12 protein-coding genes are annotated in these 15,242 nt (G+C 71.7%); 9 read left to right on the top strand and 3 right to left on the bottom strand.

The features are described from left to right. The 3 genes from QK440_RS31010 to QK440_RS31000 form a co-directional block, all read left to right on the top strand. The coding region (locus QK440_RS31010) for a resuscitation-promoting factor (protein WP_282796553.1) at nucleotides 1-1,162 on the top strand (1,162 nt) is incomplete at its 5' end. A gap of 300 nt (nucleotides 1,163-1,462) precedes the next feature. Further along, on the top strand, nucleotides 1,463-2,332 hold the full coding sequence (rsmA, locus tag QK440_RS31005) for a 16S rRNA (adenine(1518)-N(6)/adenine(1519)-N(6))-dimethyltransferase RsmA (RefSeq protein WP_282796552.1): 870 nt from the start codon (nucleotides 1,463-1,465) through the stop codon (nucleotides 2,330-2,332). Next, nucleotides 2,329-3,216 carry a 4-(cytidine 5'-diphospho)-2-C-methyl-D-erythritol kinase gene (locus tag QK440_RS31000; RefSeq protein ID WP_282796551.1) on the top strand — a complete coding sequence of 296 codons (888 nt, stop codon included), beginning with the start codon at nucleotides 2,329-2,331 and terminating at the stop codon, nucleotides 3,214-3,216. The genes rsmA and QK440_RS31000 overlap by 4 nt, the downstream gene beginning before the upstream one ends. Before the next feature lie 8 nt (nucleotides 3,217-3,224). Here QK440_RS31000 and QK440_RS30995 read toward each other — a convergent pair whose 3' ends face one another. Continuing rightward, nucleotides 3,225-3,833 carry a Uma2 family endonuclease gene (locus tag QK440_RS30995; RefSeq protein WP_282796550.1) on the bottom strand — a complete coding sequence of 203 codons (609 nt, stop codon included), beginning with the start codon at nucleotides 3,831-3,833 and terminating at the stop codon, nucleotides 3,225-3,227. 160 nt (nucleotides 3,834-3,993) lie between these two features. Here QK440_RS30995 and QK440_RS30990 point away from each other — a divergent pair, with 160 nt between their 5' ends. The 4 genes from QK440_RS30990 (at nucleotide 3,994) to QK440_RS30975 (ending at nucleotide 10,752) form a co-directional block, all read left to right on the top strand. Further along, nucleotides 3,994-5,814 (top strand): ABC-F family ATP-binding cassette domain-containing protein, encoded by a 1,821-nt coding sequence (locus QK440_RS30990; RefSeq protein ID WP_282796549.1) that lies wholly within the window; start codon nucleotides 3,994-3,996, stop codon nucleotides 5,812-5,814. 146 nt (nucleotides 5,815-5,960) lie between these two features. After that, nucleotides 5,961-7,766 carry a PQQ-binding-like beta-propeller repeat protein gene (locus QK440_RS30985; protein WP_282796548.1) on the top strand — a complete coding sequence of 602 codons (1,806 nt, stop codon included), beginning with the start codon at nucleotides 5,961-5,963 and terminating at the stop codon, nucleotides 7,764-7,766. A gap of 48 nt (nucleotides 7,767-7,814) precedes the next feature. Further along, entirely contained in the window at nucleotides 7,815-9,755 is a 1,941-nt protein-coding gene (locus tag QK440_RS30980; RefSeq protein ID WP_282796547.1) for a PQQ-binding-like beta-propeller repeat protein, read from the top strand. Nucleotides 9,756-10,047: 292 nt separating this feature from the next. Continuing rightward, complete coding sequence (locus QK440_RS30975; RefSeq protein WP_190139991.1) at nucleotides 10,048-10,752, top strand: LuxR C-terminal-related transcriptional regulator; 705 nt, start codon at nucleotides 10,048-10,050, stop codon at nucleotides 10,750-10,752. Between the two features lie 196 nt (nucleotides 10,753-10,948). Here the strand turns inward: QK440_RS30975 and QK440_RS30970 are convergent, their stop codons facing one another. Next, nucleotides 10,949-11,221, bottom strand: coding sequence for a hypothetical protein (locus tag QK440_RS30970; protein WP_282796546.1), 273 nt, complete (start codon nucleotides 11,219-11,221; stop codon nucleotides 10,949-10,951). Between the two features lie 53 nt (nucleotides 11,222-11,274). Further along, entirely contained in the window at nucleotides 11,275-12,963 is a 1,689-nt protein-coding gene (locus QK440_RS30965; protein WP_282796545.1) for a sodium:solute symporter family protein, read from the bottom strand. 246 nt (nucleotides 12,964-13,209) lie between these two features. Between QK440_RS30965 and galT the strand changes: the two genes are divergently transcribed. Beyond that, the gene (galT, locus tag QK440_RS30960; protein WP_282796544.1) at nucleotides 13,210-14,268 is read left to right on the top strand and encodes a galactose-1-phosphate uridylyltransferase; all 1,059 of its coding nucleotides are present in this window, start codon (nucleotides 13,210-13,212) and stop codon (nucleotides 14,266-14,268) included. Continuing rightward, complete coding sequence (galE, locus tag QK440_RS30955; protein ID WP_282796543.1) at nucleotides 14,268-15,242, top strand: UDP-glucose 4-epimerase GalE; 975 nt, start codon at nucleotides 14,268-14,270, stop codon at nucleotides 15,240-15,242. The genes galT and galE overlap by 1 nt, the downstream gene beginning before the upstream one ends.

The following is a 15,242-nucleotide window of genomic DNA, read 5'->3' as shown; positions in this document are numbered from 1 at the left end:
CGACGGCGGCCGGGCCGCGGGGCGGGCCGCCGGACGGCGCGCCGCCCGCCGCAGGCGGGGCTCCGACCGGCCCGACGGGCTGCGGCGGCTGCTGCCGCAGGCCCTCGTCGTCGCCTTCCTCGCGGGCGGCACCTCCGCCTTCGTCGCCAACGACAAGGCCGTCCAGCTCAGCGTCGACGGCAAGTCCCGCACCCTGCACACCTTCGCGGACGACGTCGGCGAGCTGCTCGCCGACGAGGGCGTGGACGTCGGCGCCCACGACATCGTGGCGCCCACCTCCGACACCGCGCTCACCAGCGGCGACGAGATCGCCGTCCGCTACGGCCGCCCCGTGCAGCTCACCCTCGACGGACAGCGCCGCCAGGTGTGGACCACGGCCCGCACCGTCGACGGCGCGCTGCGCCAGCTCGGCGTGCGCGCCGAGGGCGCCTACCTCTCCGCCTCGCGCAGCAAGCGCATCGCCCGCGAGGGCCTCGACCTCGACGTCCGCACCGAACGCACCGTGACCGTCATGGCCGACGGACGCGCCCGCACCATCCGTACGAACGCCGCGACCGTCCGCGAGGCCGTCGAGGAGTCCGGCGTCACCCTGCGCGGCTCCGACACCACGTCCGTGCCGCCCGGCAGCTTCCCGCGCGACGGGCAGACCATCACGGTCATGCGGATCTCCGGCCGCAAGGAGGTGCGCGAGGAGGCCCTGCCGTTCACCGTCCAGAAGGTGGCGGACTCGTCGCTGCCGCGCGGCACGGAGGTCGTCATCCAGCCGGGACGCGAGGGCGCCCGGCGGATCACGTACGCGGTGCGCACGGTCAACGGCGTCCGGCAGAAGCCCCGGCGCCTCCGGAGCGAGGTGGTGCGCGAGCCGCAGACGCGCATCGTGAAGGTCGGTACGAAGGCCCCGCCCAAGGCCGTCACCGGTGCCGACGGGCTCAACTGGGGGGCGCTGGCGGCGTGCGAGTCCGGGGGGCGGCCGAACGCGGTGGATCCCTCCGGTACGTACGGAGGGCTCTACCAGTTCGACACCCGCACCTGGCAGGGGCTCGGCGGGTCCGGGCGGCCCCAGGACGCCTCGGCCGCGGAGCAGACGCTTCGCGCGAAGAAGCTGTACGTCCAGCGGGGCGCGAGCCCCTGGCCCCACTGCGGCGCCCGCCTCCGCGGCTGAGCCTGCCTTCGCCGCGAGGTTCCCCTTTCCCGCCCGCCCGCCCGTGCCACCCGGCTTCGCGGGCCCGGCCCCGGCGCGGAGCGCTCTCCCGCCGTCGTGGTGTGCTTCCCACCCGCCCACCCGTGACGCCCCACCGCGGAGCGCGACCCCGGCGCGGAGCGCTTTCCCTCCGTGGGCAATCGTCCCGCGGGGCGCCCAGCCGGTCTCCGCGAAGGCTCAGCCCCGCCCGCCAGGGCGGCACCCCCAGCCCCGGCGGGGCGAGCGGCAAGGGGAGGGAGCGCCGCCCCGTACCCTGGGGCGGTGAGTAGCACCGAGCACGGCGCCCTCCTGGGCCCCGCCGACATCCGCGAGCTGGCCGCGACCCTCGGCGTCCGCCCGACCAAGCAGCGCGGCCAGAACTTCGTCATCGACGCGAACACCGTCCGCCGCATCGTCCGCACCGCGGAGGTCCGCCCCGACGACGTCGTGGTCGAGGTCGGCCCGGGCCTCGGCTCGCTGACCCTCGCGCTCCTGGAGACGGCCGCGCACGTCACCGCCGTGGAGATCGACGACGTCCTCGCCGCCGCCCTGCCGGCGACCATCGCCGCCCGGCTGCCGCGGAAGAAGGACGCGTTCGCGCTCGTCCACAGCGACGCCATGCTCGTGCGCGAGCTGCCCGGCCCGGCCCCGACGGCCCTCGTCGCGAACCTCCCGTACAACGTCGCCGTGCCGGTCCTGCTGCACATGCTCGACACCTTCCCCTCCATCGAGCGCACGCTCGTGATGGTGCAGGCCGAGGTCGCCGACCGCCTCGCCGCCGCCCCGGGCTCGAAGGTGTACGGCGTCCCGTCGGTGAAGGCCAACTGGTACGCCGAGGTCAAGCGCGCGGGCGCCATCGGCCGCAACGTCTTCTGGCCCGCGCCCAACGTCGACTCGGGCCTCGTCTCGCTCGTGCGGCGGACCGAGCCCGTCAACACCTCCGCCTCCAAGCGGGAGGTATTCGCCGTCGTCGACGCCGCCTTCGCCCAGCGCCGCAAGACGCTGCGCGCCGCCCTCGCCGGATGGGCGGGCTCCGCCGCCGCGGCCGAGGCGGCCCTCGTCGCCGCGGGCGTGTCCCCGCAGGCGCGCGGCGAGTCCCTGACGGTGGAGGAGTTCGCGCGGATCGCCGAGCACAAGGGAGCCGCGCAGTGAGCGTCACCGTCCGCGTGCCCGCGAAGGTCAACGTCCAGCTCGCCGTCGGCCCGGCCAGGCCCGACGGCTTCCACGACCTCGCCAACGTCTTCCTCGCCGTCGGCCTGTACGACGAGGTCACGGCGACGCCCGCCGACGAGCTGCGGATCACCTGCTCGGGCCCGGACGCCGCCCAGGTCCCCCTGGACCGTACGAACCTCGCGGCGCGCGCCGCGCTCGCGCTCGCCGAGCGGTACGGCCGCCCCGCCGACGTGCACCTGCACATCGCCAAGGACATCCCCGTCGCGGGCGGCATGGCGGGCGGCAGCGCGGACGGCGCGGGCGCCCTGCTCGCCTGCGACGCGCTGTGGGGCACCGGGGCGTCCCGGCAGGAGCTCCTTGACATCTGCGCCGAGCTCGGCAGCGACGTGCCGTTCAGCCTGGTCGGCGGGGCCGCGCTCGGCACCGGGCGCGGCGAGAAGCTCCAGGAACTGCCCGTGGGCGGCGCCTTCCACTGGGTCTTCGCCGTCGCCGACGGCGGGCTCTCCACCCCGGCCGTCTACCGCGAGTTCGACCGCCTCACCCCCGACGCCCCCGCCCCCGAGGCCTCCCCGGCCCTGCTCGCCGCCCTGCGCGCGGGCGACCCCGTGGCCCTGGCCGGGACCGTCTCCAACGACCTCCAGCCCGCCGCGCTCTCCCTCTTCCCGGCCCTCGCCGACACCCTGAAGGCGGGCACGGAGGCGGGCGCCCTCGCGGCCCTGGTCTCCGGCTCGGGCCCGACGACGGCGTTCCTGGCCGAGGACGCCGAGGCCGCCGAGCGCGTGGCGACCGCCCTGCGCGCCTCGGGGACCTGCCGCGCGGCGCGGCCGGCGTCGTCGCCCGCGCCGGGGGCAACGGTCGTCTGAGCGGCGCCCTACCGCCGGTGGAGTGAGGTCAGATCGATGTCGATGTCGAAGGGCGCGCGCAGCTTGAGCCGGTCGCGGTGGATGCCGCTGCACGTGTACGTGTGGGTGACCGGGTCGAGTTCGTAGACGTGGACGACCGGGTGGTCGTCCTTGCCCTCCATCTCGACGAGCCAGAAGTGCTTGATCCCCGCTGCCGCGTACTTGTGGGGCTTGGAGTCGCGGTCCCTGGCCTCGGAGTCCGGCGAGACGACCTCAACGGCGAGCAGGACGTCGGCGACCTCGAACGACGTCTGCCGGAGACTGCGGACGGCCTCCCTGTTGACGACGAGCACGTCCGGCTCCGGGCCGTTCTTACGGTCTATGACAACGGTCATCTCACTGAAAACCTCGAACTCGGAGGGCACGCTCGCGAGCAGTCCGTTCGTCAGCAAACGGATCATGAGATTGTGGAAGACACGCTGCGGCGTCACGAAGACCAGGCTCCCGTCGATCATCTGGGTGTGCGGCGGGAGGTCTGGCAGAGTGTGCAGGTCGTCCACGGTCCAGCCGTCGACGGGCGGCAGCACCCACCGGGTGCGCGGCTCGGACGCGGCCTCGGAGATCGGTTCGGCGGTCATGGTGGTTCCTCCCATGCGCGGGATTCTTCGGCCTGCCCCTCCACGGTAGCCACCGCTACCGGATCACGTCATCACATCGAGTGATTGTTCGACCTCGCGCCGTTCGCGCCGGTCCACGCCCTACTCTTGAAGGCTGATCGACCCCCGCGTCAGGAGTGAAATGGCCGTCAACCTGGTCAATGTCGAAAACGTCAGCAAGGTGTACGGCACCCGTGCCCTGCTGGACGGCGTCTCGCTCGGCGTGTCCGAGGGGGACAGGATCGGCGTCGTCGGGCGCAACGGCGACGGGAAGACGACCCTCATCCGGATGCTGGCCAAGCTGGAGGAGGCCGACACCGGGCGCGTCACCCACAGCGGCGGGCTGCGGCTCGGCGTGCTCACCCAGCACGACTCCCTCGACCCCGAGGCCACCGTCCGGCACGAGGTCATCGGCGACCTCGCCGACCACGAGTGGGCCGGGAACGCGAAGATCCGCGACGTGCTGACGGGGCTCTTCGGCGGGCTCGACCTGCCCGGCTTCCCGCAGGGCCTGGACACCGTCATCGGGCCGCTGTCCGGCGGCGAGCGCCGCCGCATCGCGCTGGCCAAGCTGCTCATCGCCGAGCAGGACCTGATCGTGCTCGACGAGCCCACCAACCACCTCGACGTGGAGGGCATCTCCTGGCTCGCCCGGCACCTGCGCGAGCGCCGCTCGGCGCTGGTGTGCGTCACCCACGACCGCTGGTTCCTGGACCAGGTGTGCACCCGCATGTGGGACGTCCAGCGCGGCACCGTCCACGAGTACGAGGGCGGCTACTCCGACTACGTCTTCGCGCGGGCCGAGCGCGAGCGCATCGCCGCCACCGAGGAGGCCAAGCGCCAGAACCTCGTCCGCAAGGAGCTGGCGTGGCTGCGCCGCGGCGCCCCGGCCCGGACGTCCAAGCCGCGTTTCCGCGTCGAGGCGGCCAACGAGCTGATCGCGGACGTGCCGCCGCCCCGGGACACCAGTGAGCTGATGAAGTTCGCCACCACCCGCCTCGGCAAGACCGTCTTCGACCTGGAGGACGTGTCCGTCCAGGCCGGGCCCAAGCTGCTGCTCAAGCACCTGACGTGGCAGCTCGGCCCCGGCGACCGCATCGGCCTGGTCGGCGTGAACGGCGCGGGCAAGACCTCCCTGCTCAAGGCCCTCGCGGACGCGGCCCGCTCGCAGGGGGAGGTCCAGCCCGCGGCCGGGCGGATCGCCGTCGGCAGGACCGTGAAGCTCGCCTACCTCTCCCAGGAGGTCGCCGAGCTGGACCCGGCCATCCGCGTCCTGGAGGCCGTGCAGCAGGTGCGCGAGCGCGTCGACCTCGGCAAGGGCCGCGAGATGACCGCGGGCCAGCTCTGCGAGACCTTCGGCTTCGGCAAGGAGAAGCAGTGGACGCCCGTCGGCGACCTCTCCGGCGGCGAGCGGCGCCGGCTCCAGCTGCTGCGGCTGCTGATGGACGAGCCGAACGTCCTCTTCCTCGACGAGCCCACCAACGACCTCGACATCGAGACCCTGACCCAGCTCGAGGACCTCCTCGACGGCTGGCCCGGCTCGATGATCGTGATCTCCCACGACCGGTTCTTCGTCGAGCGCACCACGGACCGCGTGTACGCGCTCCTCGGCGACGCCACGATGCGCATGCTGCCGCGCGGCATCGACGAGTACCTGGAGCGCAGGCAGCGCATGGCCGCGGCGGCGGCCCCGGCCCCGGCGCCCGCGAGCCGCCCCTCCGCGAACACGTCCGACGCCAAGGCGGTCTCCGCCGCCGACGCCCGCGCCGCGAAGAAGGAACTGCAGAAGATCGAGCGGCAACTGGACAAGATCTCGGCCAAGGAGAGCACCCTCCACGCGCAGATCGCCGATAACGCCACAGACTTCGAGAAGGTGGCGAAACTGGACGCCGAACTGCGCCAACTCGTGGACGAGCGTGAAGAGTTGGAGATGCGCTGGCTGGAGCTCGCGGAGAACGCGTGAGCATCGCGTAACAGACGCATCACGGGCCGGTCCGCCCTTGGGAACAGGGTCAGGACCGGTTCCCGCCATGGCTGGAACAGGGTGATAGAAAGGTCGGCCTGAGCACCACTCGGCGTGCCGAAAAATCAGTGAAGGGGGAAGCGCTGATGACTCAGCCGCCCAACCAGCCGCCCCACGGCGGCTTCGGAGCTCCGCAGCAGCCAGGGAATCCACCGGACCCGCGCCAGGCCGGCATACCGCAGCCGCCGCCTCCCGCGGGCCCGCCGCAGTCGCCTCCCCCCGCCCCGCAGCCCGGCTACGGCTACCCGCAGCAGCAACCGCCCGCCCAGGCGGGCCCCTACGGCTACCCGCAGCAGCCGGGACCGTACGCCCAGCCGACCCAGCCCGGCCCCTACGGCCAGCCCGCCCAGCCCGGCCCCTACCAGGCCCCGCAGCCCGGACCGTACGGCCAGCCGACCCAGCCGGGCGGCTACGGCTTCCCGCAGCAGGCCCCGGGCGGCCCGGTCGCCCCGCCGCCCGGCAAGAGCCCCTTCAAGGGCAAGCCCGCGGTGATCGTCGCGGCGGCCGTGGCCGCGCTCCTCGTCGCGGGCGGCGCCGTCTTCGCGCTGGCCGGCGGTGACGACGACAAGAAGAAGTCCGAGGCGAAGAACAAGGACCCCAAGCCCTCCACGTCCGCCCCGGCCAACCCGGGCGACGGCAGCGGCGACGGCCACGAGGGCAAGGAGGACCTCAACGCGGGCCGCCAGGCCGGCGAGTCCAAGGTGCTCTGGTACAAGGAGGCCCCCAAGGCCCCCGGCAAGGGCGCCGACGCCCCCGGTATGTGGATCAAGGACGGCGTCGCCGTCAAGGCCGTCTACAAGGAAGTCCTCGCCTACGACGTCGAGACGGGCAAGCCCGCCTGGCCGGCGACGATCGAGCTGCCGTACGACATCTGCGCGGCCTCCCAGCAGATCAGCGAGGACGGCAAGGTCGTCGTCGCGTACAGGAGCGGCACCAAGAGCGCCGCCAAGTGCGACCAGCTCCAGGTCATCGACCTGAAGACGGGCCAGAAGGGGTGGAAGAAGCAGATCAAGGAAGAAGGCCTCTTCGACTCCACCCTCAGCATCGAGCTGACCATCACCGGTGACACCCTGATGGTCGCCCGCTCGCAGTCCGGCACCGCGTACAGCATGAGCGACGGCGAGCAGATGTTCGTCTCGCGCAAGAAGGACGAGGGCACCTGCTTCCCGTCCGGCTTCACCGGCGGCGACCGCATGCTGCGGGCGCTGTCCTGCGGGGCGTCCACGCCCACCGAGCACGACGAGGTCCAGGAGCTGGACCCGAAGACCGGCAAGGCCAAGTGGACCAAGAAGTTCCCCAAGGGCTGGCGCCTGGACAAGGTGTACTCCACCAGTCCGACCGTCCTCTACCTCACCAACGAGGACAAGAAGCAGTGGAACATCACCACGCTCAAGCCGGGCAGCTCCGCCACCCGCTCCGAGGTCCGGGTCAACGAGGACTTCGCGCCTGAGTGCGGCTGGGGCGGCATCATGGTCCGCGACCTCCAGGGCTGCACGGGCGCCGTCGCCGACGACTCGTACCTCTACCTGCCGACCAAGAAGACGACCGGCGCCAACGAGATCGTCGCGATCAGCCTCGACACCGGCAAGGCGGCCTGGCGCGAGAAGTCGCCGACGGACACCTCGATGATGCCCATGAAGACGCAGGACGGACAGCTCATCGCCTACGTCGAGCCGTCCTACGACAGCGGCGGCCGCGTCGTCTCCCTCGCGGCGAGCGGCTCGCACACGCCCAAGACCCTGCTGCAGAACCCCAAGGGGACGGCGAAGATCGAGAACGGCTTCTTCTCCAAGGCGGTCGACTACGTGGACGGGCGCTTCTACCTCTCCACGACGCGTCTGTCCGGCAGCGCGCAGGGCCGCGAGAAGCTGATGCTGGCCTACGGCGAGTGACCCGCCCCACCGACTGATTCCCCCCTCTCCGTCCCCAAGGAAAGAGTCATGACACAGCCGCCTCAGCCGCCCAACGAGCCCCCGCAGGGCGGGTTCGGCGCTCCGCAGGACCCCCCGCCGGGCGGTTTCGGCGCCCCCCAGGGACAGCCGGACCAGCAGCAAGGTTTCGGCAAGGTCCCGGAGCCGGGCTACGGCTACCCCCAGGCGCCTCAGGCACCTCAGCCGCCCCAGGCGCCGCCCGCCGCGCCGGGGACCCCGCCCCCGCCGCAGACGCCGCCGCCCGCCGCCCCGCCGCAGGCGCCCCCGCAGGCCCCGCCCGCCGCGCCCGCCCCGCCCGCGTACGGGCAGCCCGGCGCCCCGGCGTACGGCCAGCCCGCCGCGCCCGCCTACGGCCAGCAGCCGGCCTACGGTCAGCAGCCCGGTTACGGCTACCCGACCCAGCCCGCCGGGCAGCAGCAGTACGGCTACCCGCAGCCGCCCACCATGCCGATGCACCCGCAGCCGGGCACCCCCGGCGGGCCGGGCGGCGGCAAGAAGAAGCAGACGACGATCATCGTGGCCGCGGTCGCCGCGATCGCGCTGATCGTCGGCGGCGGCGTCATCTACGCGACCACGCAGAAGGACGACGACGACAAGAAGACCACCGCGGACAAGGGCGGCGGCAAGGACGGCAAGGGCGGCGACAAGAAGGACCTGCCCTCCGGCGGCCCCGCCAAGGAGAAGGTGCCGGCGAGCACCAGCGCCAAGGTGGCCTTCCAGGTCCCGGCGCCGGCCGTGCCCAAGGACGACGTGTGGAGCGTCGGCGGCTCCTGGATGACCGACGACACCGTCGTCAAGTCCGGCTACCAGGGCAAGGACAAGGACCACGCCCTGATCGCGTACGACCCCGCCTCCGGCAAGGAGAAGTGGTCGGTCCCGCTCACCGGCGAGACCTGCGCGGTCTCCAAGGAGATCACCGAGGACGGCGTCGCGGCCGTCGTCGCCAAGGAGGCCAAGGCCACCAAGGCGAACAAGTACCCGGACTGCACGCAGGTCTCCGCGATCGACCTGAAGTCCGGCAAGAAGCTGTGGACCAAGGACGTCGCCAACAGCGGCATGAAGGTGGAGTTCGAGGAGATCACCATCTCCGGCACCACCATCGCCGCGGGCTCCGGCACCGGCGGCACCGGCGCCGCCTGGGACATGTCCGGCAAGCTCCTGTGGAAGCCGAAGGTCGGCGGCTCCTGCAAGGACGTCGGCTACGCGGGCGGCGACCAGCTCGTCGCCGTCCGCAAGTGCGGCACCTACGGCGACGAGAAGCTCAAGATCCAGCTCCTCGACCCCAAGACGGGCGACGACAAGTGGAGCTACGCGCTGGCCGCGGGCATCGACAACGCCAAGATCATCTCGACCAACCCGGTCGTGTTCGGCCAGGACACCGAGGAGATCACCGCGAGCGGTGCCACGGACGTCTTCTCGCTCAGCAACAACGGCAAGCTGCGCGCCCGCATCAAGCTGGAGGACGGCAAGTACGCCCACGACTGCGACGTCAACAAGGTCTACAGCTGCAAGTCGATCGCCGTCGGCAACGACAAGCTGTACGTGCCCACGCGCCAGCACGACGCGGGCGGCTCGGGCTACGGCTTCACCAACGAGATCATCGGGTTCTCGCTCGCCACGGGCAAGACCACCGGTGACCGCGCGGACGCGGGCGAGGACGGCGAGATGTTCCCGCTGCGCATGGACGGCGGCAACCTCCTCGCCTACAAGGGCGGCGGCTACAACAAGGGCGCCAAGGTCGTCTCGCTGGACGGCAAGACCATGAAGGAGACCACGCTCCTGGAGACGCCCGCGACCGAGTCGGTCTCCAGCGCCATCAGCGGCATGGTCCCCAAGTCCAACGAAGTCCTGTACACCAACGGCCACTTGTTCATGGGCAAGGAGCTGATCAGCAAGCCGTACTCCAAGGACGACAAGGAGTACATCGCGCTGGGCTTCACCACGAAGTGACCCGCGCCCCGGCCCGCCCCCGGGCGGGCGCGCGACGGCCCCGGACCGCACGGTCCGGGGCCGTTCCCGGCTCCGCGGCCGCCCGTTCCCGGCTCCGCGGCCGTTCACTCTCCGTACTCCCGTGCAGGCGCTACCCCAAAGGCAGTGATTTCGGCATCCAGGGCTACTTCTGGACGGTAGGGGCAGCGCGACGTCGAACAAGCGTGTAGCTTCCGGGGGATGAAGGGCCGGGGCCCCGGATCCGTGGGGGGATCAGTGGGGGAATCCGTGGGGGACATTGGGGGGTTGCTCGATGGGTGTGCGGCTCATGGTGGTCGACGACCACCGACTGCTCGCCGAGGCGCTCGCCTCGGCGCTCAAGCTGCGCGGGCACCGGGTGCTGGCCGCGGCCGCGCCCGCCGCGGGCGCGGCGGAGCTGGTGATCAGCAGAGCCCCCGAAGTGTGCCTGCTCGGTACGGCGACGCCCGCCGAGCCCGGCATGTTCGACCCCGTGGTCCGCATCAAGCGCGAGCGGCCCCAGGTCGCCGTGGTCGTCCTCGGGCCCGTGCCCTCGCCGCGGGGCATCGCGGCGGCGTTCGCCTCGGGCGCCTCCGGGTACGTCCGGCACGACGAGCGCATCGAAGGGGTGGAGCGCGCCATCATGAAGGCGCGCGCCGGTGAGGCCGCCGTCGCGCCCCAATTGCTCCAAGGCGCCTTCAGCGAGCTGCTCAACCCCGCCGCGCAGCCGGACGACGAGGGGCAGCGGCTGCTCCAGATGCTCACGCCGCGTGAGGTCGAGGTGCTCGTACGGGTGGCGGACGGGGAGGACACGCGGCTCATCGCCGCCGGGATGGGGATCGCGCCCAGTACGGCGCGGACGCATGTGCAGCGGGTGCTGATGAAGCTGGGGGTGGGGTCGCGGCTGGAGGCCGCGGCGCTGGCCGCCCGCACGGGCCTCCTGGAGCGCGCCGAGCGCCCCCCGGCCTCCGGCCAGGTCAACAACTCGGGCCAGGCGTAGCCTCGCGGGGGCGCCCCAGTCCCGCCCCTTTCCCGAAACTGGGGCTCCGCCCCAGACCCCGCTCCTCAAACGCCGGAGGGGCTGTGAACAGCCCGTCCGGCGTTTGAGGACGAGCGCGTCAGCGCGATTCGGGGGTCCAGGGGGCGGAGCCCCATGGTTTCGGGAAAGGGGCGGGGTTGGGGAGCCCCCGGCAGGGTCAGTCGGCGGGTGGCGGGGGCGCCGCCGGGCGGAGCCTGAGCCAGATGAGGAAGAAGAGGCCGAGGGCGAGCATGCCCAGGCCGGTCCAGAGGTTGATGTTGATGCCCTCGGCCTTGTCGAGATCCGCGTCGGACGCGGTGATTCCGGCGATCGTCACGATCACGCCGTACACGACGAACAGCCCGCCGATGATGCGCCGGATGTCGAAGAGCCGCGCCGCCGTCGCGGACTTCCGCTCCAGCTCGGACACTTCCTTCTGCAGGTCGGACATGGTGGTGGAGCCTCCAGGAGTCGGGGACGGGGACGGGGTCGGAGCGGACGCGGTCAGAACGAGTACGGGACGTAGCACGCGGCGGCGAGCACCACCGCGCCCCAGCCGAGCAGCGCCGGCCTGCGGTACCAGGCGGAGTCCCCCGCCTCGACGCCGTCGTCGGCCTCCAGGCCGGGGGAGACGGTGCCGTACACCAGGCCGGCCAGCTCGGCCTCCGGCTTGGGCGCGGTGAAGAGGGTGACCACCACCATCACCACCGCGCCGGCGACGAAGCCGACGATCGCGGAGACGAAGTTGGCGCCCTGGTCGGTGGGGATGTCGACGACGCCCTGCTTGTAGATCCAGAAGTAGTTGACCATCGCGGCCGAGGTGCCCGCGACGAGCCCCCACACCCCGGACTTCATCGAGGCCCGCTTCCAGAACATGCCGATGACGAAGACCACGAACATCGGGACGTTGAAGAAGGAGAACAGGGTCTGGAGGTAGCCCATGATGTTCGAGAAGGACGACGCGATGAACGCGGTGCCGATCGAGGCGAGCACACCGATCGCGGTGATGAGCCGCCCGAACCGCAGGTAGTAGGTGTCGTCGCGGCCCTTGACCGCGTACCGCGCCCAGATGTCGTACGTGAACACGGTGTTGAAGGACGACACGTTCGCCGCCATGCCCGCCATGAAGGCGGCGAGCAGGCCGGTGACGGCGATGCCGAGCACGCCGTTGGGCAGCAGCTCCTGCATCAGGTAGGGGATCGCGTCGTTGTAGGTGAGGTCCGAGCCCGCGGTGCCGATCTTCGGGACGAGGGCAGCCGCCACCAGGCCGGGGAGCATCACCAGGAAGACGATGAAGATCTTCGGGAAGGCCGCGATGAGCGGGGTGCGCTGCGCCGCGCTGAGGTTCTTCGCGGACAGGGCCCGCTGCACCTCGGCGAAGTTGGTGGTCCAGTAGCCGAAGGAGAGGACGAAGCCGAGGCCGAGGACGATGGTCAGCCAGTTGGCGCCGAGCGGGTTGGCGTCGCCGATGCCGGTGCCGCCCCAGGCGGTGAGGAAGTCGTCGCCGTGCCGCTGCTCCAGGTTGCCGCTCAGGCCGTCCCAGCCGCCCACCTTCTTCATGCCGATGACGCAGATCGGGATGAGCGCGGCGAGGATCACGAAGAACTGCAGGACCTCGTTGTAGATCGCCGAGGAGAGCCCGCCGATGGTGATGTACGCGAGCACGAACAGCCCGGCGACCACGATCGCCACCCACTGCGGCCAGCCCAGCAGCGCCTCCACCACGATCGACAGGGCGTACAGGTTCACGCCCGCGATGAGGATCGCGGCGAAGGCGAACAGCGCCGAGCTGAGCAGGTGCGCGGAGGCGTCGAAGCGCTGGAGCAGGAACTCGGGGACGGAGCGCACCTTCGAGCGGTAGTAGAAGGGCATCATCACCAGGCCCAGGAAGACCATGGCCGGGATGGCGCCGATCCAGTACCAGTGCACGACGGCGACGCCGTACTGGGCGCCGGTCGCGGCCATGCCGAGGATCTCGGTGGCGCCGAGGTTCGCGGCGACGAAGGCGAGGCCGGTCACCCACGCGGGCAGCGAGCGGCCCGAGAGGAAGAAGTCGAGGCTGGTCTTCACGGAGCGGCGGGCCGCGAACCCGATGCCGAGGACGACCACGAAGTAGAGGACGAGGATGGCGTAGTCGAGGCCGTTGGTGGGCAGCCGGAGCCCCTCGGCCAGGGTGTACGTGGATGCCTGCATGAAGTACTCGCTTCGTCGCGCGAACGGAACAGCCCGGAACCTACGTCGCGCGCTTCCATAAGTGAACACTTCTGTTGATGTCCTTTGTTTGATTGTGATCGGGCGGGGCCTTCGGGTCCTGCCCCGCGTTCCTTCGGCCCTGCCCCGCGTTCAGGGGTGGCGTACCGGCGATGGCAATTGACGGGCGTGTTGACTTGTGGTTTGTTGTGTTCGGTTCTGTTGGTGGTCGGGATGAGGAGCCCCCACGTGAAGAAGACCTCGACGCACCTCGCCGACGGTCGCGAGCTCATCTACTACGACCTGCGCGACGACACCGCGCGCACCGCCACCGACCGGCGCCCCCTCGACGCCGTCGCCACCACCGCCGAGATCCGCCGGGACCCCCTCCTCGGCGACAGCGTCGCCATCGCCTCGCACCGCCAGGGCCGCACCTACCACCCGCCGGCCGACCAGTGCCCCCTGTGCCCCTCCACGCCCGAGCGGCCCACGGAGATCCCCGACACCTCGTACGACGTCGTGGTCTTCGAGAACCGCTTCCCGTCGCTCGCGGGCGACGCGGGCCGCTGCGAGGTCGTCTGCTTCACCTCCGACCACACCGCGTCCTTCCGCGACCTCACCGACGAGCAGGCCGCGCTCGTCCTGGAGGCCTGGACCGACCGCACCGCCGAGCTGTCCCACCTGCCCTCGGTCCAGCAGGTGTTCTGCTTCGAGAACCGCGGCGCCGAGATCGGCGTGACCCTCGGCCACCCGCACGGGCAGATCTACGCCTACCCCTTCGTGACCCCGCGCACCGCCCTCGCGCTGCGCTCCCTCGCCGCGCACAAGGCCGCGACCGGCGGCCGCAACCTCTTCGACGACGTCCTCGCCGACGAGCGCGCCGGCCCCCGCGTCGTCCTGGACACCGAGCACTGGCTGGCCTTCGTGCCGTACGCCGCCCACTGGCCCTACGAGGCGCACCTCTACCCCAAGCGCCGCGTGGCCGACCTGCCCGGCCTCGACGCGGCGGCGCGCGCCGAGTTCCCCGGCGTCTACCTGGAGCTGCTCAAGCGCTTCGACCGCCTCTTCGACCAGGACGGCACCCCGACCCCCTACATCGCGGCCTGGCACCAGGCGCCCTTCGCGCCCCTGGACGCGTACGACGGCGTGGTCCGCGACGACTTCGCGCTCCACCTCGAGCTTTTCACCATCCGCCGCACTTCGGGCAAGCTGAAGTTCCTCGCGGGTTCCGAATCCGGCATGAGTGTGTTCATCAACGACGTGCCGCCGGAGGCCGCGGCCGAACGACTGCGAGAGGTAACGAGTTGATGAGCGCGAAGTACCTGGTCACGGGCGGTGCGGGTTATGTCGGCAGCGTCGTCGCACAACATCTGGTCGAGGCCGGGCACGAGGTCACCGTCCTCGACAACCTCTCCACGGGCTTCCGCGAGGGCGTCCCCGCGGGCGCCACGTTCATCGAGGGCGACATCCGCGACTCCGCCAAATGGCTCGACTCCTCGTACGCCGCCGTGCTGCACTTCGCCGCCTTCTCCCAGGTCGGCGAGTCCGTCGCCAAGCCCGAGAAGTACTGGGACAACAACGTCGGCGGCACCATGGCCCTGCTCACCGCCATGCGCGACGCGGGCGTGCGCACCCTCGTCTTCTCCTCCACGGCCGCGACCTACGGCGAACCCGTGAGCACGCCCATCAAGGAGACCGACCCCACCGCCCCCACCTCCCCGTACGGCGCCTCCAAGCTCGCCGTCGACCACATGATCAGCGGCGAGGCGAAGGCCCACGGCCTGGGCGCGGTCTCCCTGCGCTACTTCAACGTGGCCGGCGCCTACCGGACGCCGTCCGGCACCCTGTACGGCGAGCGCCACGACCCCGAGTCGCACCTCATCCCGCTCGTCCTCCAGGTCGCCCAGGGCAGGCGCGAGGCCATCTCCGTCTTCGGCGACGACTACGACACGCCCGACGGCACCTGCGTGCGCGACTACATCCACGTCGCCGACCTCGCCGACGCCCACCTGCGCGCCCTCGACGCCGCCACCGAGGGCGAACACCTCGTGTGCAACCTCGGCAACGGCAACGGCTTCTCCGTCCGCGAGGTCATCGAGACCGCCCGCGAGGTCACCGGGCACCCGATCCCCGAGGTGGTCGCCGCGCGCCGCGGCGGCGACCCGGCGGTCCTCGTCGCCTCCGCCGCCACCGCCCACGAGCGGCTCGGCTGGCGGCCCGCCCGCGCCGACCTCGCCGACATCGTCACCGACGCCTGGGCCTTCGCCCGGCGAAAGGGGTAA

The sequence above is a fragment of the Streptomyces sp. CC224B genome (assembly GCF_030010595.1).
In the GTDB taxonomy this organism is placed as follows: domain Bacteria; phylum Actinomycetota; class Actinomycetes; order Streptomycetales; family Streptomycetaceae; genus Streptomyces; species Streptomyces longispororuber.
This window is presented reverse-complemented; position numbering and strand designations above follow the sequence as displayed.

Bases quoted from the DNA above. Each gene is read 5' to 3' on its own strand.
- QK440_RS30995 (WP_282796550.1), bottom strand. From the start codon at position 3,833: ATGACCGCCGAACCGATCTCCGAGGCCGCGTCCGAGCCGCGCACCCGG.
- QK440_RS30990 (WP_282796549.1), top strand. From the start codon at position 3,994: ATGGCCGTCAACCTGGTCAATGTCGAAAACGTCAGCAAGGTGTACGGC.
- QK440_RS30985 (WP_282796548.1), top strand. From the start codon at position 5,961: ATGACTCAGCCGCCCAACCAGCCGCCCCACGGCGGCTTCGGAGCTCCG.
- QK440_RS30980 (WP_282796547.1), top strand. From the start codon at position 7,815: ATGACACAGCCGCCTCAGCCGCCCAACGAGCCCCCGCAGGGCGGGTTC.
- QK440_RS30975 (WP_190139991.1), top strand. From the start codon at position 10,048: ATGGGTGTGCGGCTCATGGTGGTCGACGACCACCGACTGCTCGCCGAG.
- QK440_RS30970 (WP_282796546.1), bottom strand. From the start codon at position 11,221: ATGTCCGACCTGCAGAAGGAAGTGTCCGAGCTGGAGCGGAAGTCCGCG.
- QK440_RS30965 (WP_282796545.1), bottom strand. From the start codon at position 12,963: ATGCAGGCATCCACGTACACCCTGGCCGAGGGGCTCCGGCTGCCCACC.
- galE (WP_282796543.1), top strand. From the start codon at position 14,268: ATGAGCGCGAAGTACCTGGTCACGGGCGGTGCGGGTTATGTCGGCAGC.